We start from the raw sequence: 23,012 nt of genomic DNA on the forward strand, positions 1-23,012 counted from the left end.
GTCACCTCCGAACGCAAAAGGTAGCCTTTCGCCACCCGAACGTCAACATCAGCGAGCCACGTCGCCCTCCCCCTCCAGTGCGTCGCGCGGCGCGCGCGCGGTCTCGGCGAGCTCTTCCGACGACGCCCGCGGCAGGCTCCCGAAGGTCGGCGCGGCGTCGACGATGTAGCGGCGCGAGGTGATGTCCGGTCTTCTCGTGCATGGGCACGAGAAGGGCGTGGGCGTGCGCGCTGTCGCCGCCCGAGAACAGGAACGCCAACCGGTCCACCCCGTAGAGGCGCTTCATCGCCCGCGCCAGGCGCTGGCCGAGGACGAGGATCTCGGCCGCGAGATCGGGCGGCGGCACCTCGAGCGTGTCGTAATGCGCCTTCGGGGCGATCTGCACATGACCGGGCCGGATCGGCTTGATGTCGAGGAAGGCGACGAGGCGCGCATCCTCGTGCACGATGCTCGCCCAGATCTCCCCGCGCGCGATGCGGCAGAAGAGGCACGTGGAATCGTGCGGTCGCCCGTCGTCATCGAACTCCCTCCTCTCACACCGGCGGCCGTGCGACCCCGGTCTTCTCCGGCAGGATGCCGCGCGGCGAGAAGCGCAGCACCGTGAGCAGGATCACGCCCATCAGGAAGAGGCGCAGGTGCGGCGCCGAATCGAGCAGGTGCCGGCGCAGCGCGTCGCCCTGCTCCATGCCGGCGGTGAGCGTGTTCATAAGCCACAGGCCGGCGGGCTCGGCCTGGACCCAGACGAACCAGATCACGAAGGCGCCGAGCACGGCGCCCAGGTTGTTGCCCGAGCCGCCGAGGATCACCATCACCCAGATCAGGAAGGTGAAGCGCAGCGGATTGTAGGTGCCGGGCGTGAACTGGCCGTCGAGCGTCACCAGCATGGCGCCCGCCAGCCCCACCACCGCCGAGCCGATGACGAAGATCTGCAGGTGGCGGCGGGTGACGTCCTTGCCCATGGCGGCGGCCGCGTCGCGGTTGTCGCGGATGGCCCGCATCATCCGCCCCCAGGGCGAGTTCAGCGCCCGCTCGGCGAGCACCACGAGGACGATCAGCACGGTCGCGAACAGCGCGGTGTAGACGAGCGACACGGCGACCGAGGAGAGCGTCGTCGCGCGCATGCCGAGATCGGCGGCGAGATCGACGAACCAGGCCTCCCGCTGGAGGTCGATCTCGTACGGCGCCGGGCGGGGCAGGCCGCTGACGTTCTTCACGCCGCGGGTGAGCCAAGCCTCGTTCTTGAGGAGCGCGATCACGATCTCGGAGATGCCGAGCGTCGCGATGGCGAGGTAGTCCGAGCGAAGCCCCAGCGCCACCTTGCCGATGAGCCAGGCGGCGCCCGCCGCGAACAGCGCGCCGACGATCCAGGCGAGGAGGATCGGCAGGCCGAGCCCGCCGAGATAACCGGTCGCGGCGGCATCGTAGCCCTCGATCGCGTCGGTGGCCTGGTCGCCGAAATAGCGGATCACGAAGTAGCCCACCGCGACGACGAGGATCGTCGCCGCCGTGCGCCGGCCCTTGTGCGGTCCTTTGGGCAGCATGCGCCGCACGGCGATCGCGGCGGCGATGGTGCCCAGGAGAGCGAGCGCCGCGAAGAGCAGGTTCCAGGAACCCGCCGCCCAGGCGCCCGGGACGGGGGGCATCGAGACCAGCACCGCGGCGATGCCGCCCAGCGCCGCGAAGCCCATGACGCCGACGTTGAACAGGCCGGCGTAGCCCCATTGCATGTTCACGCCCAGCGCCATGATCGCCGAGATCAGCGACAGGTTGAGGATCGCCAGCGCCAGCGTCCAGCTCTGGAAGACGCCCACGGCGAAGAGCGCCGCGGCCATCGCGGCGAAGCAGACGACGGTCTTGACGGACAGGCTCATATCACGCGCCCCCGCAGGATGCCGGTGGGTCGGAGCAGGAGGACGAGGACGAGGATGATGAAGGAGACGGCGAACTTGTAGTCCGTCGACAGGAGCTGCGCGAGCCCGCTCGGCATCCAGTCCTCCGGCACGACGTGGCCGAGCACGCGCCGATAGGCGTAGGTGAGCCCGACCTCGGAGAAGGCGACGACGAAGCCGCCGATCACCGCCCCGAAGGGCTTGCCGATGCCGCCGACGATGGCCGCGGCGAAGATCGGCAGCAGGAGCTGGAAGTAGTTGAACGGCCGGAAGCTCTTGTCGAGGCCGTAGAGCACGCCCGCCAGCGTCGCGAGCGTCGCCGCGAGCGCCCAGGTGATCAACACCACCCGCTTGGGATCTATCCCCGAGAGCAGTGCCAGATCCTCGTTGTCGGAGAAGGCGCGCATGGCCTTGCCGGTGCGGGTGCGCTGGAGGAACCAGAACAGCGCCGTCACCGCCAGGAGCGTCACGACCACCGTGAGAACCTGGCTCGTGCGCAGCGCCAGCCCCTCGGCGAGGCCGGTCAACTCCTGGAACTCCCGCGGGCGGATCACGAAACGCTCGCCGTCCTCGAAGCGCCGGTCCTCGACGCCGATGAAGAAGCGCACCAGCGCGTTGTAGATGAACATCACGCCGACGGAGACGATGACGAACACGACCGGCGCCGCCCGCCGCTGGCGGTAGAAGCGGTAGACCACCCGGTCGGTGCCCAGCGCCAGCAGCACCGCGGCGAGGATGCCGAGCGGCAGGACGAGCAGCGCGGTCGGCAGCGGCCCGAAGCCGACGCCCATCGACTGCAGCCACCAGGTGCCGAGGATCGTGGCCATCGTGCCGAAGGCCATCAGGTCGCCGTGGGCGAAGTTCGAGAAGCGCAGCACCGCGTAGATCAGCGTCACGCCGAGCGCGCCGAGCGCCAGCTGCGCGCCGTAGGCGAGCCCGGGGATCAGCACGAAGTTCGCCAGCACCACGAGGGCGTTGAGAAAGCTCTCCACGGGTCGTCAGCCTCCCAGGAAGGTGCGGCGGACCTCGGGGTCCGCCAGCAGCGCGGCGCCGGTGTCGGTGTAGCGGTTGCGGCCCTGGACGAGGACGTAGCCCTTGTCGGCGATCTCGAGCGCCTGGCGGGCGTTCTGCTCGACCATCAGGATGGCGATGCCGGTGGCGGCGACGTCGAGGATCTTGTCGAACAGCTCGTCCATGACGATGGGCGAGACGCCGGCGGTGGGCTCGTCGAGCATCAGCACCTTGGGCTTCGTCATCAGCGCCCGGCCCACCGCCACCTGCTGGCGCTGGCCGCCGGAGAGCTCGCCCGCCGGCTGGCGGCGCTTCTCGCGCAGGATCGGGAACAGCCCGTAGACCTGCTCCATGGTCTCGCGCGGGTCGTCGGTGCGGATGTAGGCGCCCATCTCGAGGTTCTCCTCGACGGTGAGCGCGCGGAAGACGTTGTTCGTCTGCGGCACGAAGCCCATGCCGGCGACGACCCGCTCCTGCGGGGAGAGACCGCCGATGTCGCGGCCATCGAGGGTCACCGTGCCCTGGCGCAGGCCGAGCATGCCGAAGATCGCCTTCATGGCGGTGGACTTGCCGGCGCCGTTGGGGCCGACGATCACGGCGATCTCGCCCTTCTCCACGCCGATCGTGCAATCGTGCAGGATGTCGGCGCCGCCGTAGCCGCCGGTCATGTGCGCACCGGAGAGGAAGCTCATGCCGGTGCTCCCGGGTCGGCGGCGGGCTCTCCCGTGCTCCCCGCGGTCGCCGCCGACCGGGCCGCCGGCGCGTCGGGCCCGACCGGCTCCCTGCGCCGGTTCCTCAGCCCGCGGCCGAGATAGGCCTCGATCACGCGCTCGTCGGCGCGCACCACGTCCGGGTGGCCCTGGGTCAGGACCTTGCCCTCGGCCATGACGATGACGGGGTCGCACAGGCGCCCGATGAAGTCCATGTCGTGCTCGATCATGCAGAACGTGTAGCCGCGCTCGCGGTTGAGCCGCTCGATGGCGTGGCCGATGGTCTTGAGCAGCGTGCGGTTCACGCCCGCGCCGACCTCGTCGAGGAAGACGATCTTGGCGTCGACCATCATCGTGCGGCCGAGCTCGAGCAGCTTCTTCTGCCCGCCGGAGAGGTTGCCCGCCAGCTCGTCGGCGACGTGGTTGAGGTGGAGGAAGTGCAGCACCTCGTCCGCCTTCTCCCACAGGGCCCGCTCCTCGGCGGCGATCTGTCCGCGGCGGAAGAAGGTGTTCCAGAGCGTCTCGCCCGACTGCCGGGGCGGCACCATCATCAGGTTCTCGCGCACGCTGAGCGTCGAGAATTCGTGGGCGATCTGGAAGGTGCGCAGGAGCCCGCGGCGGAAGAGCTCGTGGGGGGGAAGGCCGGTGACGTCCTGCCCGTCGAGGGTGACGCGGCCGGCGGTCGGCGTGTAGTGCCCGGCGATGACGTTGAACAACGTCGTCTTGCCGGCGCCGTTGGGGCCGATCAGCCCCGTGATCGAGCCCTTGGCGATCTCCAGGCTCGCTCCGTTCACGGCCTTGATGCCGCCGAAGCCGAGATGCAGGTCGTCGACGCGAATCATGAATGCGGTGCTCCGAGCGACGCCGGCCCGGGCGGAAGGCCCGGGCCGGCGCGCGGTCGCGATCAGCGGAAGCCGAGCGTGACGATCTCGCCGTTGTCGATCTCGAAGATGCGGTACGAGCCGGAGGCCTCGCCGGGCCCGATCAGCTCGATGCCGGTGGCGCCGACGTAGTCGATCTCGCCGCCGCCGGCGAGGATCTCGAGCCCGCGGGCGATCTCGCCGGGGCCGATCTGCTCGCCCGGCGCGTTGGCGACGCTCATGACGTTGGCGGCGATGCCGGCGCGGGTGGCCTCGCCCGCGGCCTGCATGGCGAGCACGATCAGCGCCGCCGCGTCGTAGCTCTCGCCGGCGTAGGTGCCGGTGGAGTCGACGGAGGAGCCGGCGGTCATCTCGGCGAAGATCCGGGCGCCGTCGTTGTCCGTGCCCGGGACCGCGCCGATGACGCGGCCGTCGAGCTCGGAGCCGATCGCCTCGATGATGCTCTCGCCGAACATGCCGTCGCCGAAGACGAACTGGTCGAAGGCGCCGGTGTCGAGCGAGGCCTGGACGATGCCGCGTCCGCCGCCGTCGGCGTAGCCGAACACGGCGAGCGTGTCCGTGCCGGAGGCGGAGAGCGCGCCCACCTCGGCCGAGTAGTCGGCCCGGCCGTCCTCGTGCGCGGCGGAGATCAGCACCGAGCCGCCGAGCGCCTCGAAGGCGGCGGCGAACGAGTCGGCGAGGCCCTTGCCGTAGTCGTTGTTGGTGTAGGTGACGGCGATCTGGTTCACGCCGCGCTCGTTCAGGAGCTCGGCGATGACCTGGCCCTGGCGGGCGTCGGACGGCGCCGTGCGGAAGAACAGGCCCTGGTCCTCGATCGTCGACAGCGCCGGCGAGGTCGCCGACGGCGAGATCGTGGGTACGCCGTTGGGCACGGAGACGTTGTTGACGACCGCGGTCGTGACGCCCGAGCAGTCCGGACCCATCAGCGCGACCACCTCGTCGGAGGTGATCAGGCGCTCCGCCGCCGCCGTGGCCGCGGCCGCGTCGATGCAGGTGGAGTCGGCGCGGATCACGTTCAGCGTCCGCCCGCCGAGGAGCTGGCCGGACTCGGACGCCTCGGTGAAGGCGAGCTCGGCCGCGTTGCCCATGTTCGGCATGATCGACTCGAGCGGCCCGGTGAAGCCGAGGATGATGCCGACGGGGATGCCGTCGTCCTGCGCCAGGGCCGGCGCCGTCACCAGCGCGGCAAAGGCGGTGGCCGCAATGAGCTTCTTCATGTTGGCTCTCCCATACGTTTCTCTCTCCCGCCGGGCATCGGCCGTTCCCACGCGCTCCGACGGGGTCGGGAACAGTCCTAATGCAAGGCTTCGCCCGGCGCTACGGCGCAACGCCCGGATTCTCCCGGTTTTTCGCACCACGCGGCGGCGGGACGGCCGGAGCCGCGCCCCGGCCGCCGCCCGTCGCGCCCGAGAGCACGCAAGAGCACGCCCGCGCCTTGCCTGTCCAGGTGTTTTCCGTTAAGACGCCGCGATCCGTGAGGACCTCCGCGAGGACCCGTCCGGCGTCGCGCCCGCCCGCAGGGCGCCCGCGCCGGCGCGGGACCGTCTCGGACGGTTCGCGCGGACGAGAGATCGTCACCGCCCGCCGTCGTCGCGCCGGCCCGCTCCCTGATGAAGCAGGAGCGGCAGCCCGACGGGTTTCGCGAGAGCGCGCGCCCCCGGGTGCGGCGGTAGGTGGCGCAACGCAGCACGAGCCCGCCGGTGCACGCCCGACGAGGGCACTAGGAGATTGAATGTCCGCTTCCATGCAGAACGCGCCCAGCCGCGAGGATTTCGCGGCCCTGCTCGAGGAGTCCTTCCAGCAGAACGAGGTGGCCGAGGGCTCCGTCGTCAAGGGCAAGGTCGTCGCGATCGAGAAGGACGTCGCCGTCATCGACATCGGCGCCAAGACCGAGGGGCGCGTCGCCCTCAAGGAATTCATGGGTCCCGGCCGGGACGAGCCGATCGAGGTCGGCTCCGAGGTCGAGGTCTACGTCGACCGCGTCGAGAACGCGCTCGGCGAGGCGGTGATCTCGCGCGAGAAGGCTCGCCGCGAGGAGAGCTGGGTGAAGCTCGAGAAGGCCTTCGAGGCCAACGAGCGCGTCTCCGGCATGATCTTCAACCAGGTCAAGGGCGGCTACACGGTCGACCTCGACGGCGCCGTGGCGTTCCTGCCGCGCTCGCAGGTCGACATCCGCCCGGTGCGCGACGTCACCCCCTTGATGGGCGTGCCGCAGCCGTTCCAGATCCTGAAGATGGATCGCCGCCGCGGCAACATCGTGGTGTCGCGCCGCACCGTGCTCGAGGAGAGCCGCGCCGAGCAGCGCTCGGAGCTGGTGGCCAACCTCGAGGAAGGCCAGGTCATCGAGGGCGTCGTCAAGAACATCACCGAGTACGGCGCCTTCGTCGACCTCGGCGGCATCGACGGCCTGCTGCACGTCACCGACATGGCGTGGCGCCGCGTCAACCATCCGTCCGAGGTGGTGCAGATCGGCCAGTCGGTGAAGGTCAAGATCATCAAGATCAACCACGAGACGCACCGCATCTCGCTGGGCATCAAGCAGCTGCTCGCCGATCCGTGGGAGGGCATCGCCGCCCGCTATCCCGTGAACGCCCGCTTCAAGGGCCGCGTGACCAACATCACGGACTACGGCGCGTTCGTCGAGCTCGAGCCGGGCATCGAGGGGCTGATCCACGTCTCCGAGATGTCCTGGACGAAGAAGAACGTCCATCCCGGCAAGATCGTCTCCACCTCCCAGGAGGTCGAGGTCCAGATCCTCGAGGTCGATCCGGTCAAGCGCCGCATCTCGCTCGGCCTCAAGCAGACGCTCCAGAACCCCTGGGACGCCTTCGCCGAGGCGCATCCCCCGGGCACCGAGGTCGAGGGCGAGGTCAAGAACAAGACCGAGTTCGGCCTGTTCATCGGCCTCGAGGGCGACGTGGACGGCATGGTCCACCTCTCCGACCTCGACTGGAACCGTCCCGGCGAGCAGGTGATCGAGGAGTTCAAGAAGGGCGACATGGTGCGCGCCCAGGTCCTCGACGTCGACGTCGACAAGGAGCGGATCTCGCTCGGCATCAAGCAGCTCGCGGGCGACCCCTTCGCGGACGCCGGCGAGATCCGCAAGGGCCAGGTGGTCACCTGCGAGGTCGTCGAGGTGAAGGAGGCCGGCATCGAGGTGAAGATCGTCGACACCGATCTCGGCACCTTCATCCGCCGCGCCGAACTCGCCCGCGACCGCGCCGACCAGCGCCCCGAGCGCTTCGCCCCCGGCGAGAAGCTCGACGCGCGCGTCACCCAGTTCGACCGCAAGGCGCGCCGCGTCCAGCTGTCGATCAAGGCCCTCGAGATGGCCGAGGAGAAGGAGGCGATCGCCCAGTTCGGCTCGACCGACTCGGGCGCCTCGCTCGGCGACATCCTCGGCGCCGCCCTCAAGGCCCGCGAGAAGAAGTGAGCCGACGCCGCCGCGCCCCGGCGCGGCGGCTGGCCTCGACCACGCGAAGAAGCCCCGCGCGAGCGTCCCTCGCGCGGGGCTTTTCGCGTCTCGGGGCTTCTCTCGTCTCGGGGCTTCTCTCGTCTCGGGCCTTCGCTCGTCTCGGGGGCTCGCCTGCGCGACCGCCGCTCGATCGACGCGCCCGGCATCGCGGGGGCCGGAGCGTCCGAAGCGTCATCCAGGCGTCACCCGGACGGCGTAGGGTCGTCTATGGAAACGGTTCCATAGGCGGCGACATGTCGAGGCGGAAGAAGGCGACGATCCGGGAGGTGGCCCAGGCGGCGGGTGTCGCCGTCGGCACGGTGTCTCGCGTCCTCAACGGGTCCGGCGCCGTCGCCCCGCAGACGGCGACCCGGGTCCGCGAGGCCATCGCGGTCCTCGGCTTCATGCCGGACGCCGCCGGGCGGTCGCTGCGCTCGGGCGCGAGCCGCGCGATCGGCGTCCTCGTGCCGACCCTCTCGAACCCGATCTTCGCGCGCTCGCTCGAAGGCATCGAGCGAGCCGCCGCGCAGCGGGGCTTCTCGACCATCATCGCGAGCTCCGGCTACGCCCCGGCGCGCGAACTCGACGTCGTGGCGACGCTGGTGGCCCGCGGCGTCGAGGGGCTCGTCCTCACCCTCACGGACACGCGACCGGATCGGATCGCCGCGGTCGCCGGCCAGGGCGTCCCCTTCGTGCTCGCCTACAACCAGCCGGAGCCGAACGCCGGCCCGCCCGCGTTCGCGCTCGCGACGGTCGACAGCCGCGCGGCGTTGCTCGAGGCGACCGCGCGGCTGATCGCGCTCGGCCATCGCCGCATCGCCTTCCTGGGCGGCGCGTTCGCCTCGTCCGACCGCTCGCGCGCCCGCTACGAGGGCTATCGCGCGGCCATGACGGCGGCCGGGCTGCCGGCCTGGGACGCGGTGGAGATCCCCTTCGACGCGCAGGACGAGGCCTACGAGGCCGCACTCGGCGACCTGATCGGGCGGCTCGCGGCACCGACGGCGTTGATCTGCTCGAACGACCTGCTGGGCCTCCACGCGGTGGCGGCCGCGCGGCGCCATGGCCTCGCCGTGCCGGGCGACCTCTCGGTCGTCGGCTTCGACGGCATGCCGATGGCGCGCATCGCCGAGCCGAGCCTCGCGACGGTGGCGCAGCCGGCGCGCCGCATGGGCGAGGCCGCCGTCGATCTCCTCTTCGGCCTGATCGCCGGCGGGCCGCCCCGCCAGCTGATCCTGCCGCACACGTTCCTCGAGGGGGGCACGCTCGCAGCCGCCCGCGCGGATGCCGATCCGTTGCGAGCCGGATCGGCGCACGTCCTCAGACCAACGAAGCCCAACCGGAGCCCCAGATGACCCGCAAGCTTCTCCAGGCGAACCTCGCCGCGAGCCTCGCCGCCGGCGCGCTCCTCGCGCTGTCCGCCCCCTCGGCGCAGGCCGCCGACGCGATCTGCTACAATTGCCCGCCCGAATGGGCGGACTGGGCGTCCATGCTCTCCGCCATCGAGACCGAGCTCGGCCTCGTCGTGCCCCACGACAACAAGAATTCCGGCCAGACCCTGACTCAGCTCCTGGCCGAGCGGGGCAACCCGGTGGCCGACGTCGCCTATTACGGCGTGACGACCGGCATCAAGGCCGGCGCCGAGGGCGTGGTCGAGCCCTACATGCCCGCCGGCTTCGACGACATCCCCGACGGCCTCAAGGATCCGGAAGGCCGCTGGTTCACCATCCACCAGGGCACGCTCGGGCTCTTCGTCAACGTCGACGCCCTCGGCGGAGCGCCGGTGCCCGCCTGCTTCGAGGACCTGCTCGATCCCGCGTATCGCGGCATGGTCGGCTACCTCGACCCCTCCTCCGCCTTCGTCGGCTATGCCGGCGCGGTGGCGGTGAACCAGGCCTTCGGCGGCGACCTGTCGAACTTCGATCCCGCGATCGACTATTTCTCCCGCCTCGCCGAGAACGACCCGATCGTTCCCAAGCAGACGTCCTACGCCCGCGTCGTCTCGGGCGAGATCCCGATCCTGTTCGACTACGACTTCAACGCCTACCGCGCCAAGTACACCGAGGAGGGCACTTTCGAGTTCGTCCTCCCCTGCGAGGGCTCGGTGGTCGTGCCCTACGTGATGAGCCTCGTCGCGGGCGCGCCCAACGCCGAGAACGGGAAGCGCATCCTCGACTTCATCATGTCGGACGAAGGCCAGGCGATCTGGACGAACGCCTACCTGCGCCCCGCGCGCCCGATCGAGCTGCCCGAGGACGTCGCGGCGCGCTTCCTGCCGGCCTCCGAGTACGAGCGCGCGACGCCGGTCGACTACGCCGAGATGGAGCGGGTCCAGGCCGCCTTCGGCGAGCGCTACCTCGCCGAAGTGCGCTGACGAACGTCCGCTGATCCATCGCCATCCGGGAGGGCTCCGCCGCGAGCCCTCCCGAACCCTTCGCCGAGAGCCGCGCGATGCGCACCCGCTTCGACCTCCTCCTGATCCTGCCGGCCGGGCTGTTCGCGCTCGCCTTCTTCCTCGTGCCGATGGCGCGCCTCGCGCTCGTGGGCGCCTCCGGGCCGGAGGGGCTGGGCGCCTACCTCTCCGTCGTCACGAATCCGCGCCATCGCGACGTGATGCTCGCCACCCTCGCGCTCTCCACGGCGGTGACGGTCGCGACGCTCGTCCTCGCCACCGCCGCCGCGCTGTTCCTGGCGCGCCATCGCTTTCCCGGCCGCGGGCTGCTCGTCGCGATGCTGACCTTCCCCCTCGCCTTCCCCGGGGTGGTGATCGGTTTCATGATCATCCTCCTGGCGGGCCGGCAGGGCCTCGTCGGGCAGGTGAGCGATGCGATGATCGGCGAGAAGATCGTCTTCGCCTATTCCATGGCCGGGCTGTTCGCGGGCTACCTGTACTTCTCGCTGCCGCGCGTGCTGATCACGGTGATGTCGGGCGTGGAAACCATCGACCCGGCGCTGCCGGAGGCCGCGCGCTCGCTGGGGGCGACGCCTCTGCACGTCCTGCGTGACGTAACCCTCCCCGCTCTGAAGCCCGCCCTCGTCGCGGCCGGCGCCATCGCCTTCGCGACCGCGATGGGCGCCTTCGGCACCGCCTTCACGCTGGCGACGAACATCGACGTGATGCCCATGCTGATCTACACCGAGTTCACGCTGCAGGCGAACTTCGCCACCGCCGGCGCGCTCGCCATCGTGCTCGGCCTCGTCACCTGGGCGGCACTCCTCGTCGCCCGCGCGTTCGGAGGCGCCGGCGTGGCGGCCGCCGGATGACGGGCACGCCGTTCCCCGACGAGACGCCGGCGCGGCGACGGGAGGGCTACGGCTCGCGCCTCTCCTTCGCGGCCGGCCTCGCGCTGACGCTCGCCATCGCGAGCTTCCTGATCCTGCCGGCGATCCTCTCGATGCTCGCCGGCGTCACCGTCAACTACTTCCGCGGCCTCTCGTCCGGCCTCACGCTGCGCTGGGTCGGGGAGGTGCTGGCGCTGTATTCCGACACCCTCGTCCTCACGATCGGCCTCGCGCTGGCGACGCTGGCGACGACGCTCGTGCTCGGCGTGCCCGCGGCCTGGTTCCTCGTGCGCAACCCCTCTCGCATCGGCCGGGCGATCGAGGAACTCCTCACCCTGCCGATCGCCGTGCCCGGCCTCGCCATCGCGCTCGCCATGATCCTGGTCTGGGGCGGGGTGGGCGACCTGCGCAGGTCCTGGGTCTTCATCCTGATCGGTCACGTGCTGTTCACGCTGCCCTTCATGGTGCGCGCGGTCGCGGCCAACCTCCAGTCCATCGACGCGCGCACGCTGGAGGAGGGCGCCGCCTCGCTCGGCGCCGGGCCGTGGCGGCGCTTCGTCGAGGTGATCGTCCCCAACGCCCGCCCGGGGATCCTCGCGGGCTCGCTCATGGTGACGACGCTGTCGGTCGGCGAGTTCAACCTCACCTGGATGCTGCACACGCCGCTGACAAAGACGCTGCCCGTCGGCCTCGCCGATGCCTACGCCTCGATGCGGCTCGAGGTCGCCTCCGCCTACACGCTGGTGTTCTTCGTCATGATCATACCCCTCCTCGTCGCCATCCAATGGCTCGGCGGCCTCGGCGCGCCCGGCGGGAGGGCGCCGCGATGATCGGCCCGACCCGCATCGAGGCGCGGGCCTGCGCCCGCACCCATCGCGACGGCACGCGCGCCTTGCATCCCACGGATCTCGGCGTCGAGCCCGGCGAGCGGCTCGTCCTGCTCGGGCCTTCGGGCTGCGGCAAGACGACCATGCTGCGCATCCTCTCCGGCCTCGACCGCCCCGATCCGGGCGGGCGCGTGCTGTTCGGCGCGGACGACGTCACCGACCTGCCGATCGAGCGGCGCGACGTCGGCATGGTGTTCCAGTCCTACGCGCTCTTCCCCAACATGAGCGTGGCCGAGAACGTCGCCTACGGCCTGCGCCTGAAGGGCGTCTCGCGTGCCGAGCGGGAGGCGCGCGCGGCGCATTACCTGCGCCTGTGCCGCATCGAGGCGCTCGGCGCGCGGCGCATCGACCAGCTCTCCGGCGGGCAGCGCCAGCGCGTCGCCCTCGCCCGCGCGCTGGCCGCCGAGCCCCGCGCGCTCTTTCTCGACGAGCCGCTGACGGCGCTCGACGCGAGCCTGCGCGAGACCCTGCGCGAGGAGATCGCCGCGCTCCTCGCGGAGCTTTCCGTCACCTCCGTCTACGTCACCCACGACCAGGCGGAGGCGATGGCGATCGCCGACCGGATCGTGGTGATGAGCGCCGGGCGGATCGAGCAGATCGGCACGCCGCGCGAGGTCTACGAGCGCCCCGAGAACCTCTTCGTCGCGACCTTCTTCGGCGAGACGAACCGCCTGCCCGACGGGGACGGACGCATCCGCCTCGTGCGTCCCGAGCACATGCGGCTCGTTCCCCCGGGCGAGGGCCTGGCCGCCCGCGTGGTGTCGACCACCTATCTCGGGGCGACGACCCGTGTCACCCTCGACAGCGAGGCCGGGCCGATCCGCGTCCTCGACCACGAGGTGCGCCGCCTCGCGCCCGGCGACGCGATCGGCGTCCTCGTCGACGAGAGCCGGGTGATGACCTTTCCCACGCAGCCCATGCCGGAGCCCCGACCGTCTTGACCCTCGTCGCCCAGCTCTCCGACCTGCACATCCGCGAGGGCGGCGCCCTCGCCTACGGCCTCGTCGACACCCGCGGCTTCCTGGCGCGCGCCGTCGATCACCTGAACGCGCTCGCGCCCCGGCCCGACGCGGTGGTCGTCTCGGGGGACCTCGTCGACCTGGGGACGGCGTCCGAATACGCCGTGGCGCGCGCCGAGCTCGATCGCCTGGCGATGCCGTGGCTGCCGATCCCCGGCAATCACGACGGGGACGCCTTCTGGGTGGCGTGCGCGGACCGGATGCGCGCGCCCGTGCCCGACGTCGGCTGGGTCGCCCGCGTCGGGAACGTCCGCATCGTCCTTCTCGACACGCGGGTCGCGGGCGCACTCGGCGGCGCGATCGACGAGACGCGGGCGCGCTGGCTGTCGGAGCGCCTGGCGGAGAGCGACGCGCCGACCCTCCTCGTGATGCACCACCCACCGATTCGCACCGGCATCGCGCACATGGACGCGATCGGCCTCGCGGGCGTCGATCGGCTCGAGGCGGCCCTCGCCGCCGGGCCGGCGCCGCTCGCGATCCTGTGCGGGCACATCCACCGCATGATCGTCGGTCGGCTCGGCGACGCGCCGGTGATCGTCGCACCCTCGCCGGCCCACGCGGTGACGCTCGATCTCGCGCCCGACGCGCCGTCGACCTTCCATCTCGACCCGCCGGGCGTTCTGCTGCACGCGGTTTCGGGGGGCCGTCTCGTCACCCACCTCTCGTTCGTCGGCCCCTTCCCGGGGCCGCACCCCTTCTTCACGGAGGGCGGACGGCTCGTCGGGTCGTGACGGCGGGCTCCGCGCGAGACGCACGACGGTCCGAGCCCGAATTCCGCGGCGCCGTCATCGAAACGTTGCGCAGCTCCGATATCCGATGCGGCTTGGCGTTCGGTCGTGCTCGGGGCCCGCATGGAACACATCGCCGCCGACGATCGCTGTCGTACGGGCGCCTGGGCCCTCGAGGCCAGCGGCGTCGGCAAGTCCTTCGACGCACCCGTCCTGCGGGGTATCGACCTCACCATCGCGCGCGGCGAGGTCCTGGCGCTTCTCGGACCGTCGGGATGCGGCAAGACGACCTTGTTGCGGATCGCCGCGGGACTGCTCGCTCCCAGCAGCGGACGGGTGTCGATCGACGGCGTCCTCGTCGCCGACGGCGAGCGCCACGGCCTGCCGCCCGAGGCGCGCGGGATCGGGATGGTGTTTCAGGACTACGCGCTCTGGCCGCACCTGAGCGTCCTGGCGAACGTGGCGTTCCCCCTGCGCATGCGCGGGGTCGCCGTCGGCGAGCGGCGCGGGCGCGCGATGGGCGCGCTCGAGCGGGTCGGGCTCGCGCATCTGGCGCAGCGCGATCCCGGAACGCTCTCGGGCGGGCAGCAGCAGCGGGTGGCGCTGGCGCGCGCCATCGTGGCGGAGCCTCCGTTGGTGCTGTTCGACGAGCCCCTGTCCAATCTCGATCGCGAGCTGCGCGAGAGCCTCGCCCTCGAAATGGGGGCGCTGCTGCGCGAGCTGAAACTGTCGGCGGTCTACGTCACGCACGATCACGCCGAGGCCTTCACGATCGCGGACCGCGTCGCCGTGATGCTGAACGGCGCGATCGCCCAGCTCGATACGCCGGAGACGCTCTTCACCGATCCCGCGACGCCGGAGGTCGCGCGGTTCCTGAACATCGGCGCGCTGATCGACGGCGAGGTGTCGGCGCGCCGGTTCCGTTGCGGAACCGGCGCGATCTGCGTCGAGACGCCGGGCGAGGCCTGCGCCGACGGCCCCGCGCAGCTGCTGATCCCGCGCACGGCCGTCGGCCCCGCGGCCGACGGCCCGCTCGAGGCGCGGGTCGCGCGCTGCCAGTTCCAGGGCGACCGCTACCTCCTCCATCTCGAGCTCGGGTCGGGCGAACGCCGTCTCGTCTGTCCGTCGGATACGCCGGCCCGGCCGGGCGCCCGCATCGCCCTCGCCCTGGACCGCGCGCGCCTGCGCCTGTTCCCGCAAACATCGCAACCACTACGAGAAGGACACGCATCATGATCCGCACGGCCATCCTCGTCGCGTCGCTCGGGCTCGGGGCCGTCTCCGCCCAGGCGCAGACGCTGACCTTCTACACCGCCGGCCCGGGCGGGCTCGCGGACGCGCTGGCGGAGGCGTTCCGCGCCGAGACCGGCATCGCCGTCGACGTCTTCCAGGGCACGACCGGCCAGGTCATGGCCCGCCTGGAGGCGGAGGAAGCCAACCCGCAGGCCGACGTGGTCGTCTCCGCGAGCTGGAGCTCCGCGGAGGACATGCATGCGCGCGGGCTCCTGATGGAATACGTCTCGCCGCAGGCGCAGACCATCCCCGACTTCCTCAAGCACAGCCACTACGCGGCCCAGGGCGTCTCGGCGCTGGCGATCGCCTGGAACACGCAGAGCGGGACGCCGCGCCCGAGCGACTGGTCGGACCTGACGGACGAGGCGTACCGCGATCTCGTCACCATGCCCGACCCCGCGCAGTCCGGCTCGGCCTTCGATCTCGTCGCCGGGCTCGAGGCGTCGATGGGCGACGAGGCCTGGACCCTCATGGCGGATCTCGCCGAGAACGGCATGATCGTCCCCGGCCCGAACGCCGCGGCGTTGAACCCCGTCCTCCAGGGCGCCAAGGCGGTCGTGTTCGGCGCCGTGGACTACATCAGCTATGGTCAGGCGGCGAGCGGCGAGACCATCGAGGTCGTCCTGCCCGAGAGCGGCACGGTGATCGCGCCGCGCCCGATCATGATCCTCGAGTCGACCGACAATGCCGATGCGGCGAAGGCGTTCGTCGACTTCGTGCTGTCGGAGCAGGGCCAGATGCTCGTCGCGCAAACCTACCTGATGCCGGCGCGCACGGACGTCGAGGGGCTGCGCCCGGGCATCGCCGAGCTGAAGGTCATCGAGACCGACGCCGATGCCGTCTCCGCCCGCCGCGACGAGATCCTCGCCCGCTTCGACGAGACCGTCGTGCGCCGCTGAGCATGCGCACCCGACCGATCGATCCCGGCCCTCCGGCCGGGGTCGCACGCACCGATCGAATCCTCGGCCGGCTCCCCCGGTCCGAGCACGTCGTCACCGCGGCGGCCGCGCTCGCGCTCCTCGTGCTCGTCGGCATCCCGGTCCTGTTCATCCTCCTGCAGGCGGTCTTCCCCGACTTCGCCCGCGGATCGCTGGCGGAGCCGTTCTCGCGGCTGGCGATCCTCACCGAGAACGACCGCCTCCTGACGCAGGCGCGCAACACGCTGCTCCTCGCCGGCGCGGTCCTCGTCGGATGCGTCGTCTTCGGCCTGCCGATCGGCATCCTGCGCGGCCTCTTCGACGTGCCTGGCGCGCGGATCTGGGACGTGGTGTTCCTCGTCCCCTTCCTGATCCCGCCCTTCATCGCCGCGATCGCCTGGATGATGACCCTCCAGCCCCGCGGCTACCTGGAGCAGTTCACCGGCGTCGATCTCGGCGACCTCCTCTTCACCTTCGTCGGCGTCGCCTTCGTGATGACGCTCAACCTGTTCCCGCTCGTCTATTTCGCGGTCTCGCGTGCCGTCGAGGCCGTCGGCGGACGTTTCGCGGCCGCGGCGCGCGTCCACGGGGCCGGCCCCTGGCGGGCGTTCTTCCTCGTCACCCTGCCGCTGAGCATCCCGGCGATCGCGGCGAGCCTGCTGATCGTCTTCGCGCTGTCGATCGAGGAATTCGGCACCCCCGCCGCGCTCGCGGCCCGGACGGGCTTCGAGGTCCTCGTCACGGGCATCTACACGCGGCTGTCGGACTGGCCGATCGACCTGTCGGGCGCGGCGGTGGGATCGGTGATGCTGATGGCGCTCGTCCTCGCGGCCTTCGTGCTGCAGAACTGGATCGCGACCCGGCGCTCCTACGTCAGCCAGACCGGCAAGCCCGCCGTGGTCGAGAAGGCGCGGCTCGGGCCGTGGCGCTGGCCGGTCCTGGCGCTGTTCGGCCTCGTCGCGGCGGTCGGGGTCGTGATCCCGCTCGCGGCCATCGTCGCGACCTCGATGCTCGGCACGATCTCCGGCGGGCTGGCCTGGAGCAATCTCGACCTGCGCCACTACGCGCCGATCCTCTCGCCGGGGTCGCGGGCCGCGCAGGCGCTCGCGACGAGCGGCTGGCTCGCCGTCGCCACCGCCTTCGCGACGGCGCTGATCGGCGGCGTCGTCGCGCACATCGTCGTGCGCGGGACCGGGCGCGGGCGCGCCGTGATGGACGGGCTGTCCGTCCTGCCCAACGCGATCCCCGCGATCGTGCTGGCGGTCGGCGTCATCCTGGCGTGGAACAGCCCCTTCCTGCCGCTGACGCTCTACGGCACGGCGGCGATCCTGCTCGTGGCGTACGTTGGCATCCTCCTGCCGTACCCGATCCGGTACGCGGTCGCGCGCCTGCGCCAGATCAGCGGCTCGCTCGACGACGCGGCCCGGGTGTCGGGGGCGAGCCGGACGCGCACCATGCGCCACATCACCCTGCCGCTGATGGCGCCCTCGCTGATCGCGGCGATGATGCTCGTCTTCGCCATCGCATCGCGGGAGCTCGTCGCCTCGATCATGCTCGCTCCGGCGGGCATGCGCACGGTCGGGACCTACGTCTTCTCGCAGTTCGAGCAGGGGTCGGTGCAGACCGGCATGGCGATGAGCGTGATCGCGATCGCGATCACGTCCGGCATCCTGCTCGCCGTCAACCTCCGGCTCGCGCGGGGCGGCGGCGGCGCATTCGCGGGGTGAGCGGAGGCCGAGATCGGCCCCGGCGGCCTCACCGGCGGCCTCGCGCGGCCTTGGTCGGCACCACCGCGTGCGCGACGAAGCGGGTGATCTCGGCGGTGCGGCGCGTCGGATCGAGCACCTGCGCGTCGATGCCGTGGCGCCAGGCGAGGTCGCAGCGGGCGGGATCGGCGTCGAGCGCGCGCAGGTCCGCCGCATAGGCGCGCGCGCCGGGAACATCGGCGAAGAAGCCCTCGCGGGTCAGCGGCTCGGCCAGCCGATCGACGATCGCGGCGAGCTCGGACAGCGAGAATTCCGGGTGATACTGCACGCCCCAGAACAGGCCGCCCGCATGGCGGATCTCGGCCGCCTGGATCGGCGCGAGGCGGTTGCCGGCGAGCACGGTCGTGCCCTCGGGCGCGGTCTCGACGATGTCGAGATGCACGGCGGGCGCCTCGTAGGCGGCGGGCCTGTCGGCGAGCATGGGATGCTGCCGGCCCGCCGGGGTCGGAACGATACGCCGGGCGAAGCCGACCTCGCGGCCGGCGGGGTTGCGCACCACCGTGCCGCCCGCGGCGGCGGCGCCGACCTGGAGACCCCAGCACGAGCCGAAGGCGGGCGTGCCCGAGGCGTAGACCGCGCGCATCAGGTCGATCTGGCGCGTCACCGCCGGCCCGCCGTCGTAGAGGTTGAGTGCCGAACCCGTGAGGAAGACGCCGTCCCAGCCCTCGAGCCCGCCGGAATCGGGCAGGTGCGCGTCCGCGTCCGCCGGGCAGACGATCTCGCACGCCGAGCCGGGCACCAGCGCCCCGACCAGGGCGGCATAGCCGGCCGCATAGGTGGTTCCGAAAACCCGCTCGTGCATCTCGCGCTCGGCGCGCGCGTTGCCCTCGACGACGAGAAACCGTAGAGCCATGAGTTGACGAACGCTCCCGTGAGACGCGGTGACATAGCGCAATGGCGGACGCCCGCAAGCGAAATGAAGCGCAGACGCCCGCGGCGAGAGCGTCCCGCCTGCCGGCGGGCGCCTCCGGCCGGGCCTACCTGCTCCTGACGATCACGGCGCTGTCGTGGGGCGGCAACGCGGTCGCCGGGCGCCTCGCGGTGGGCGAGATCTCGCCGATGGCGCTCACGGCCCTGCGCTGGCTTCTCGTCGTGGCGATCCTCGCCCCGTTGGCGCGCCGGGACCTCGTCGCGCATTGGCCCACGATCCGGGCGCATTGGCGGCGCATCGCGCTGATGGCGGCGATCGGCTTCACGGCGTTCAACTCGCTCATGTACGTCGCGGCGCATTACACGAGCGCGGTGAACCTCACCATCATCCAGGGCGGCATTCCCGTCGTCGTGCTCGTCGGCGCGCTCGTCGTCTACGGCACGCGCATCACGCCCCTCCAGATCGCGGGCATGGTGGTGACGCTCGCCGGCGTCGCCGTGGTGGCGGCGCAGGGGAGCCTCGCGGCGCTGATGGCGCTCTCCTTCAACCCGGGCGACGTGCTGATGATCGTCGCGAGCCTCGCCTATGCCGGCTACACGCTGGCGCTGCGCGCGCGCCCGGCGATGCCGCAGCTCGCCTTCTTCACGGCGATGGCGGCGATCGCCTTCCTCACCTCGCTGCCGCTGCTCGGCTTCGAGATCGCCACCGGCCGCGTCCTCTGGCCGGGGCCGGAGGGCTGGCTCATCCTGGCCTACGTCTCGCTGTTCCCCTCGCTGATCGCGCAGCTGTGCTTCATGCGCGGGGTCGAGCTGATCGGGCCCGGCCGCGCGGGGCTGTTCGTCAACCTCGTGCCGGTGTTCGGCGCGATGCTGGCGGTGGCGATCCTGTCGGAGCCCTTCCGGCTCTACCACGCCGCCGCGCTCGCCCTCGTGCTCGGCGGCATCGCGCTGGCGGAGCGCGGCAAGGGGCGCTGAGAGCCGGCAGGCAGAGGCGCGGGCCCCTCACGCCCCGTCGTGCGGGCGAAGCGCCGCCTCCGGGTGCTCGGCCAGGAAATGGCGCAGCGCGCCCATCAATTGCCGGGCGTGGCCGACGTCCCTGCGGCGGACGGCGGCGCGCACGTCGTCGAGGATCATGTCGCGGATGCGCTCGGGGCCGTGGGCCTCGTGCAGCAGGTAGGCGCCCAGCGTCGCGGCGACCATCTCCGGCACGTGCTCGTGCTCGGCGAGCGCGGCGATCTCCTCCTCGGTGAGGTCCGACAGGCCGATGGCGTCGATCAGGCTGATCATGGGTCGTCTCCTCGGTTCATCGTTGATTTTCGAGGAGAATACACCCGTCCGCGCCCCGGCGCATTGACGAGACGCAAAGCCGGCGAAGGACAGGCCCCGCCCCTCACCCGAGCGGGCGCGCCTCCTCCGGCAGCATGATCGGGATGCCGTCGCGGATCGGGTAGGCGAGCTTGGCCTGGCGGGAGACCAGCTCCTGGGCGGCCTTGTCGTACTCGAGCGGGCCCTTGGTCAACGGGCAGACGAGGATCTCGAGGAGCTTGGGGTCGATGGCCAGCAGCGCGGCCGCGCCCGCCTCCTCGGGGCCGGCGGACGGGGCGGGGGTCTCGTCGGTCATGGTGTCCCTCGAACGGTCATTGCAGGGTCGGCTCGCCGTCGTCGTCGCCCGAGCGGGCGATCTCGATCTCGGTGAGCGCGATCAGCGCCTCGGCGCGGCTCTTCAGGTCGGGGGCCTCGAGCAGCGCCTGCTTCTCGCGCACGCCGAAGGGGGTCATCATGCACAGGGCGTTCACGAGCGCCTCGTTCGGCGCCTGCTCGACGCCACGCCAGTCGACCTCGACCTCCATCGCCTCGACGAACTGGCGCAGCGTGCGCAGGACGCCCTCGCGGTCGACCGCGTCCTCGCCGGCGCGGGCGGTGAAGTCCTGCGCGAAGGGCGCGAAGTCCGCCTCCACCTGGCGGTAGGGCGTCATCGCGGAGAGCTCGCTCACGACGCGGAAGCGTGCGATGCCGGTGAGCGTGATCAGGTAGCGTCCGTCGCCGGTCTCCGCGAGCTGGGTGATCCGGCCCGCGCAGCCGATGCCGTAGAGACGGGGCGCGCCGCCCTGCCCGCCCGCCTCGGCGTCCGGCTGGACCATGCCGATGATGCGGTCCGTGCGCATCGCGTCGTCGACCATCGCGAGGTAGCGCGGTTCGAAGATGTTGAGCGGCATCTGCCCGCGCGGGAGCAGCAGCGCGCCGGGCAGCGGGAACACGGGGAACGTGCCCGGGCAGTCCTGCGGCCCGCGATATGTGGCGTTCATCGCCATGTCCGCTCACCCATGTCCGGTTACCCCGCGCTCTGGTGTTCCGACGGTCGGCGCCGGCCGCCCCGCCGCGATCGCGAAAGCCCGCGATCTCGGAGCCCGCGATCTCAGCGGAAGAGGACCGAGGAGAGCTTGCGCCGGCCCGCCAGGGTTGCCTCGTCCTTGGGACCCCACGCCTCGAAGAACTCCACGAGCTGCTTGCGGGCCCCGTCCTCGTTCCAACTACGGTCGCGGCGCACGATTTCAACCAGTGCCTCGGCGGCGCGTACGCGGGCGTTGCGGGCGTTGAGCGCCAGCGCGAGGTCGAAGCGGGCCTGGTGGTCGTCCGGGTCGGCCGCGACGCGGGCCTCGAGCTCGGCGGCGTCGCCGAGCGCCGCCGCCTGGCGGGCGAGCTCGATCGCCAGGCGGGCGGGGGAGAGCGCCGGGTCCTGGGCCTTCTCGGGCGGGGCCATGGCGAGCACGCGCTCGGCACCCTCGAGGTCGCCCATGTCGACGTGCAGTTTCGCCATGCCGCCCAGCGCGACCATGTTGTCGGGCTCGCGCTGCAGCACCGCGGCGAAGAGCTCGGCGGCGCCCTGCGCGTCCCCGGCGGCCGCGCGGGTCGCGGCCTCCTCCAGCGCCTGCTCGATCGGCGAGGGGCCGGCGGCGCCCGAGAGCTTGTCGATGAAGGCCTTGATCTGGCTCTCGGGCTGGGCGCCCATGAAGCCGTCGACCGGCTGGCCCTGGACGAAGGCGATCACGGCGGGGATCGACTGCACGCCGAGCGCCTGGCTGATCTGCTGGAAGTAGGCCGGGTGCTCGTCGATGTTCATCTTGACGAGCTTCACCTTGCCCTTGGCGGCGCGCACCGCCTTCTCGAGCACGGGGGTCAGTTGCTTGCAGGGGCCGCACCACGGCGCCCAGAAATCGACCAGGACGGGCGTGCGCATGGACGCGGCGATCACGTCCTCGCGGAAGCTCGCCGTCGTCGCGTCCTTGATCAGGTCCGCCGGGGCGCTCTCGGGCAGGCCGCCGCCCGGGTTCATCGCGTCTGAGAGCATGTGGCTTCGGCTCCGGTTCGGGTCTGCGGGCGCACGTCGCGCGGCCCGCGGGTCTGGGGCTCAAGATGGGGTGCGACGCTCTGGGCCGCCAGAGGAATTTCCCTAGGGTGCGCCCGCCTGGACGGTCGCCCCGGCGTCCGGCGGCGCCGGCAGGTCGACGAGCGTCGGGGGATGACCGATCGCGGCGAGGAAGGCGACGAGCGCCGGCGTCGGGATCGTCGTCGTCATCGTGTTGACGAGCGGATGGACGTTGATCGTGTCGCAGGCCGCGAGCGTGCGGTCGAGGAAGAAGCGCACCCGCCCCGCCCGGTCGTTGGCGAGCGCGAGCGGCGTCACCGAGCCGGGCTCGACGCCCAGCGTCTCGCGCAGCAGGTCGGCCGAGCCGAAGGACAGCCGGCTCGCCGCACCGAGCGGACCGTGCAGCCGCTTCAGGTCCACCGCCGCGTGCGCCTCCGCCGTGACGAGGAAGAGGCTGCCCTTCTTGTCCTTGAGGAAGAGGTTCTTGGTGTGCCCCCCGGGCAGATCCCGCTCGATCGCCTGCGACTGCGCCACCGTGAACACCGCCTCGTGCGCCACGGTGCGGTGGGGCGTGCCGTGGCGATCGAGGAGCGCGAACAGCGCCGGCGGGTCGAGCGGCGTCGCGGGAGGAGGCGGGGCCGAGGAAAGGGGGGCGGTGTCGTCCATGCCGCCGGTTCTACGCGATCCGGGGGGAGAGGCTCAAGGGTCCGCGACGAACCCGGAGGCGCCTCCCCACCCCTCCCCGCGCGCGCCTCCCGGGGCGTCCCGCGCAGCCCGCATTTTTCCGCTTGCAATCCGTTTTCGGGTGGTTCATATCACCGGCCTCGACGGCGGGCGCGCCCCGCGGTCCGGAGCGAGCGGGTGTAGCTCAGGGGTAGAGCACAACCTTGCCAAGGTTGGGGTCGAGGGTTCGAATCCCTTCGCCCGCTCCAAATTCTCCT

Annotated in this window: 22 protein-coding genes, 1 tRNA gene and 1 pseudogene; 12 read left to right on the forward strand and 12 right to left on the reverse strand. The window is 71.7% G+C overall.

Going from position 1 to position 23,012, the window contains the following annotated elements; genetic code table 11:
• Window position 1: 1 nt before the first annotated feature.
• The 6 genes and pseudogenes from AB9M23_RS13575 to AB9M23_RS13600 all read right to left on the reverse strand — a co-directional run.
• Window positions 2-478: pseudogene (locus tag AB9M23_RS13575) on the reverse strand (HIT family protein); the annotation flags it as partial.
• Between the two features lie 55 nt (window positions 479-533).
• Complete coding sequence (locus AB9M23_RS13580; RefSeq protein ID WP_372425090.1) at window positions 534-1,871, reverse strand: branched-chain amino acid ABC transporter permease; 1,338 nt, start codon at window positions 1,869-1,871, stop codon at window positions 534-536.
• Window positions 1,868-2,881, reverse strand: a complete 1,014-nt coding sequence (locus AB9M23_RS13585) for a branched-chain amino acid ABC transporter permease (RefSeq protein ID WP_372425091.1) — start codon at window positions 2,879-2,881, stop codon at window positions 1,868-1,870. The genes AB9M23_RS13580 and AB9M23_RS13585 overlap by 4 nt, the downstream gene beginning before the upstream one ends.
• A gap of 6 nt (window positions 2,882-2,887) precedes the next feature.
• On the reverse strand, window positions 2,888-3,592 hold the full coding sequence (locus AB9M23_RS13590) for an ABC transporter ATP-binding protein (protein WP_372425092.1): 705 nt from the start codon (window positions 3,590-3,592) through the stop codon (window positions 2,888-2,890).
• Window positions 3,589-4,452, reverse strand: a complete 864-nt coding sequence (locus AB9M23_RS13595; RefSeq protein WP_372425093.1) for an ABC transporter ATP-binding protein — start codon at window positions 4,450-4,452, stop codon at window positions 3,589-3,591. The genes AB9M23_RS13590 and AB9M23_RS13595 overlap by 4 nt, the downstream gene beginning before the upstream one ends.
• Before the next feature lie 62 nt (window positions 4,453-4,514).
• Window positions 4,515-5,708, reverse strand: coding sequence for an ABC transporter substrate-binding protein (locus AB9M23_RS13600; RefSeq protein WP_372425094.1), 1,194 nt, complete (start codon window positions 5,706-5,708; stop codon window positions 4,515-4,517).
• A 515-nt stretch (window positions 5,709-6,223) separates the two neighbouring features.
• On the opposite strand from AB9M23_RS13600, the gene rpsA reads away from it, so the two are divergent.
• The 10 genes from rpsA to AB9M23_RS13650 all read left to right on the forward strand — a co-directional run bounded on the left by rpsA (window position 6,224) and on the right by AB9M23_RS13650 (window position 17,795).
• Window positions 6,224-7,924, forward strand: a complete 1,701-nt coding sequence (gene rpsA, locus AB9M23_RS13605; protein ID WP_372425095.1) for a 30S ribosomal protein S1 — start codon at window positions 6,224-6,226, stop codon at window positions 7,922-7,924.
• 275 nt (window positions 7,925-8,199) lie between these two features.
• Window positions 8,200-9,297 (forward strand): LacI family DNA-binding transcriptional regulator, encoded by a 1,098-nt coding sequence (locus AB9M23_RS13610; RefSeq protein ID WP_372425096.1) that lies wholly within the window; start codon window positions 8,200-8,202, stop codon window positions 9,295-9,297.
• Window positions 9,294-10,316: an ABC transporter substrate-binding protein gene (locus AB9M23_RS13615; RefSeq protein WP_372425097.1), complete on the forward strand. Its 1,023-nt coding sequence runs from the start codon at window positions 9,294-9,296 to the stop codon at window positions 10,314-10,316. Before AB9M23_RS13610 ends, AB9M23_RS13615 begins: the two co-directional genes overlap by 4 nt.
• A 77-nt stretch (window positions 10,317-10,393) precedes the next feature.
• The gene (locus AB9M23_RS13620) at window positions 10,394-11,206 is read left to right on the forward strand and encodes an ABC transporter permease (protein ID WP_372425098.1); all 813 of its coding nucleotides are present in this window, start codon (window positions 10,394-10,396) and stop codon (window positions 11,204-11,206) included.
• Window positions 11,203-12,054 (forward strand): ABC transporter permease, encoded by an 852-nt coding sequence (locus AB9M23_RS13625; protein ID WP_372425099.1) that lies wholly within the window; start codon window positions 11,203-11,205, stop codon window positions 12,052-12,054. Before AB9M23_RS13620 ends, AB9M23_RS13625 begins: the two co-directional genes overlap by 4 nt.
• Complete coding sequence (locus AB9M23_RS13630) at window positions 12,051-13,052, forward strand: ABC transporter ATP-binding protein (RefSeq protein WP_372425100.1); 1,002 nt, start codon at window positions 12,051-12,053, stop codon at window positions 13,050-13,052. Before AB9M23_RS13625 ends, AB9M23_RS13630 begins: the two co-directional genes overlap by 4 nt.
• Window positions 13,049-13,861, forward strand: a complete 813-nt coding sequence (locus AB9M23_RS13635) for a phosphodiesterase (RefSeq protein WP_372425101.1) — start codon at window positions 13,049-13,051, stop codon at window positions 13,859-13,861. Before AB9M23_RS13630 ends, AB9M23_RS13635 begins: the two co-directional genes overlap by 4 nt.
• A gap of 120 nt (window positions 13,862-13,981) precedes the next feature.
• A complete protein-coding gene (locus AB9M23_RS13640) occupies window positions 13,982-15,094 on the forward strand; it encodes an ABC transporter ATP-binding protein (RefSeq protein WP_372425102.1) in 1,113 nt (370 codons plus the stop codon).
• Entirely contained in the window at window positions 15,091-16,050 is a 960-nt protein-coding gene (locus AB9M23_RS13645) for an ABC transporter substrate-binding protein (RefSeq protein ID WP_372425103.1), read from the forward strand. Before AB9M23_RS13640 ends, AB9M23_RS13645 begins: the two co-directional genes overlap by 4 nt.
• Window positions 16,051-16,052: 2 nt before the next feature.
• Window positions 16,053-17,795: an ABC transporter permease gene (locus AB9M23_RS13650; RefSeq protein WP_372425104.1), complete on the forward strand. Its 1,743-nt coding sequence runs from the start codon at window positions 16,053-16,055 to the stop codon at window positions 17,793-17,795.
• Window positions 17,796-17,823: 28 nt separating this feature from the next.
• On the opposite strand, the gene AB9M23_RS13655 is transcribed toward AB9M23_RS13650, so the two are convergent.
• The gene (locus AB9M23_RS13655; RefSeq protein ID WP_372425105.1) at window positions 17,824-18,687 is read right to left on the reverse strand and encodes a type 1 glutamine amidotransferase; all 864 of its coding nucleotides are present in this window, start codon (window positions 18,685-18,687) and stop codon (window positions 17,824-17,826) included.
• Window positions 18,688-18,728: 41 nt separating this feature from the next.
• On the opposite strand from AB9M23_RS13655, the gene AB9M23_RS13660 reads away from it, so the two are divergent.
• Window positions 18,729-19,679 carry a DMT family transporter gene (locus AB9M23_RS13660; RefSeq protein WP_372425106.1) on the forward strand — a complete coding sequence of 317 codons (951 nt, stop codon included), beginning with the start codon at window positions 18,729-18,731 and terminating at the stop codon, window positions 19,677-19,679.
• Window positions 19,680-19,706: 27 nt separating this feature from the next.
• On the opposite strand, the gene AB9M23_RS13665 is transcribed toward AB9M23_RS13660, so the two are convergent.
• From AB9M23_RS13665 to AB9M23_RS13685, 5 genes are all read right to left on the reverse strand, one after another.
• Window positions 19,707-19,991 carry a hypothetical protein gene (locus AB9M23_RS13665; RefSeq protein ID WP_372425107.1) on the reverse strand — a complete coding sequence of 95 codons (285 nt, stop codon included), beginning with the start codon at window positions 19,989-19,991 and terminating at the stop codon, window positions 19,707-19,709.
• Between the two features lie 103 nt (window positions 19,992-20,094).
• A complete protein-coding gene (locus tag AB9M23_RS13670; protein ID WP_372425108.1) occupies window positions 20,095-20,325 on the reverse strand; it encodes a Trm112 family protein in 231 nt (76 codons plus the stop codon).
• A gap of 16 nt (window positions 20,326-20,341) precedes the next feature.
• Entirely contained in the window at window positions 20,342-21,016 is a 675-nt protein-coding gene (locus AB9M23_RS13675) for an LON peptidase substrate-binding domain-containing protein (RefSeq protein WP_372425109.1), read from the reverse strand.
• 104 nt (window positions 21,017-21,120) lie between these two features.
• Window positions 21,121-22,053: a thioredoxin gene (gene trxA, locus AB9M23_RS13680; protein WP_372425110.1), complete on the reverse strand. Its 933-nt coding sequence runs from the start codon at window positions 22,051-22,053 to the stop codon at window positions 21,121-21,123.
• Between the two features lie 102 nt (window positions 22,054-22,155).
• Window positions 22,156-22,737, reverse strand: a complete 582-nt coding sequence (locus AB9M23_RS13685; RefSeq protein WP_372425111.1) for a prolyl-tRNA synthetase associated domain-containing protein — start codon at window positions 22,735-22,737, stop codon at window positions 22,156-22,158.
• A 191-nt stretch (window positions 22,738-22,928) separates the two neighbouring features.
• Between AB9M23_RS13685 and AB9M23_RS13690 the strand changes: the two genes are divergently transcribed.
• Window positions 22,929-23,003, forward strand: a tRNA-Gly gene (locus tag AB9M23_RS13690).
• Window positions 23,004-23,012: the final 9 nt, after the last annotated feature.

Origin of the sequence: Salinarimonas chemoclinalis, from assembly GCF_041514305.1 — a bacterium.
Lineage (GTDB): Bacteria > Pseudomonadota > Alphaproteobacteria > Rhizobiales > Beijerinckiaceae > Salinarimonas > Salinarimonas chemoclinalis.

Bases quoted from the DNA above. Each gene is read 5' to 3' on its own strand.
- AB9M23_RS13610 (WP_372425096.1), top strand. From the start codon at position 8,200: ATGTCGAGGCGGAAGAAGGCGACGATCCGGGAGGTGGCCCAGGCGGCG.
- AB9M23_RS13660 (WP_372425106.1), top strand. From the start codon at position 18,729: ATGGCGGACGCCCGCAAGCGAAATGAAGCGCAGACGCCCGCGGCGAGA.
- AB9M23_RS13640 (WP_372425102.1), top strand. From the start codon at position 13,982: ATGGAACACATCGCCGCCGACGATCGCTGTCGTACGGGCGCCTGGGCC.
- AB9M23_RS13590 (WP_372425092.1), bottom strand. From the start codon at position 3,592: ATGAGCTTCCTCTCCGGTGCGCACATGACCGGCGGCTACGGCGGCGCC.
- AB9M23_RS13675 (WP_372425109.1), bottom strand. From the start codon at position 21,016: ATGGCGATGAACGCCACATATCGCGGGCCGCAGGACTGCCCGGGCACG.
- AB9M23_RS13645 (WP_372425103.1), top strand. From the start codon at position 15,091: ATGATCCGCACGGCCATCCTCGTCGCGTCGCTCGGGCTCGGGGCCGTC.
- AB9M23_RS13615 (WP_372425097.1), top strand. From the start codon at position 9,294: ATGACCCGCAAGCTTCTCCAGGCGAACCTCGCCGCGAGCCTCGCCGCC.
- AB9M23_RS13665 (WP_372425107.1), bottom strand. From the start codon at position 19,991: ATGATCAGCCTGATCGACGCCATCGGCCTGTCGGACCTCACCGAGGAG.
- AB9M23_RS13595 (WP_372425093.1), bottom strand. From the start codon at position 4,452: ATGATTCGCGTCGACGACCTGCATCTCGGCTTCGGCGGCATCAAGGCC.
- AB9M23_RS13620 (WP_372425098.1), top strand. From the start codon at position 10,394: ATGCGCACCCGCTTCGACCTCCTCCTGATCCTGCCGGCCGGGCTGTTC.
- AB9M23_RS13650 (WP_372425104.1), top strand. From the start codon at position 16,053: ATGCGCACCCGACCGATCGATCCCGGCCCTCCGGCCGGGGTCGCACGC.
- rpsA (WP_372425095.1), top strand. From the start codon at position 6,224: ATGTCCGCTTCCATGCAGAACGCGCCCAGCCGCGAGGATTTCGCGGCC.
- AB9M23_RS13630 (WP_372425100.1), top strand. From the start codon at position 12,051: ATGATCGGCCCGACCCGCATCGAGGCGCGGGCCTGCGCCCGCACCCAT.
- AB9M23_RS13580 (WP_372425090.1), bottom strand. From the start codon at position 1,871: ATGAGCCTGTCCGTCAAGACCGTCGTCTGCTTCGCCGCGATGGCCGCG.
- AB9M23_RS13625 (WP_372425099.1), top strand. From the start codon at position 11,203: ATGACGGGCACGCCGTTCCCCGACGAGACGCCGGCGCGGCGACGGGAG.
- AB9M23_RS13685 (WP_372425111.1), bottom strand. From the start codon at position 22,737: ATGGACGACACCGCCCCCCTTTCCTCGGCCCCGCCTCCTCCCGCGACG.
- AB9M23_RS13655 (WP_372425105.1), bottom strand. From the start codon at position 18,687: ATGGCTCTACGGTTTCTCGTCGTCGAGGGCAACGCGCGCGCCGAGCGC.
- AB9M23_RS13600 (WP_372425094.1), bottom strand. From the start codon at position 5,708: ATGAAGAAGCTCATTGCGGCCACCGCCTTTGCCGCGCTGGTGACGGCG.
- trxA (WP_372425110.1), bottom strand. From the start codon at position 22,053: ATGCTCTCAGACGCGATGAACCCGGGCGGCGGCCTGCCCGAGAGCGCC.
- AB9M23_RS13670 (WP_372425108.1), bottom strand. From the start codon at position 20,325: ATGACCGACGAGACCCCCGCCCCGTCCGCCGGCCCCGAGGAGGCGGGC.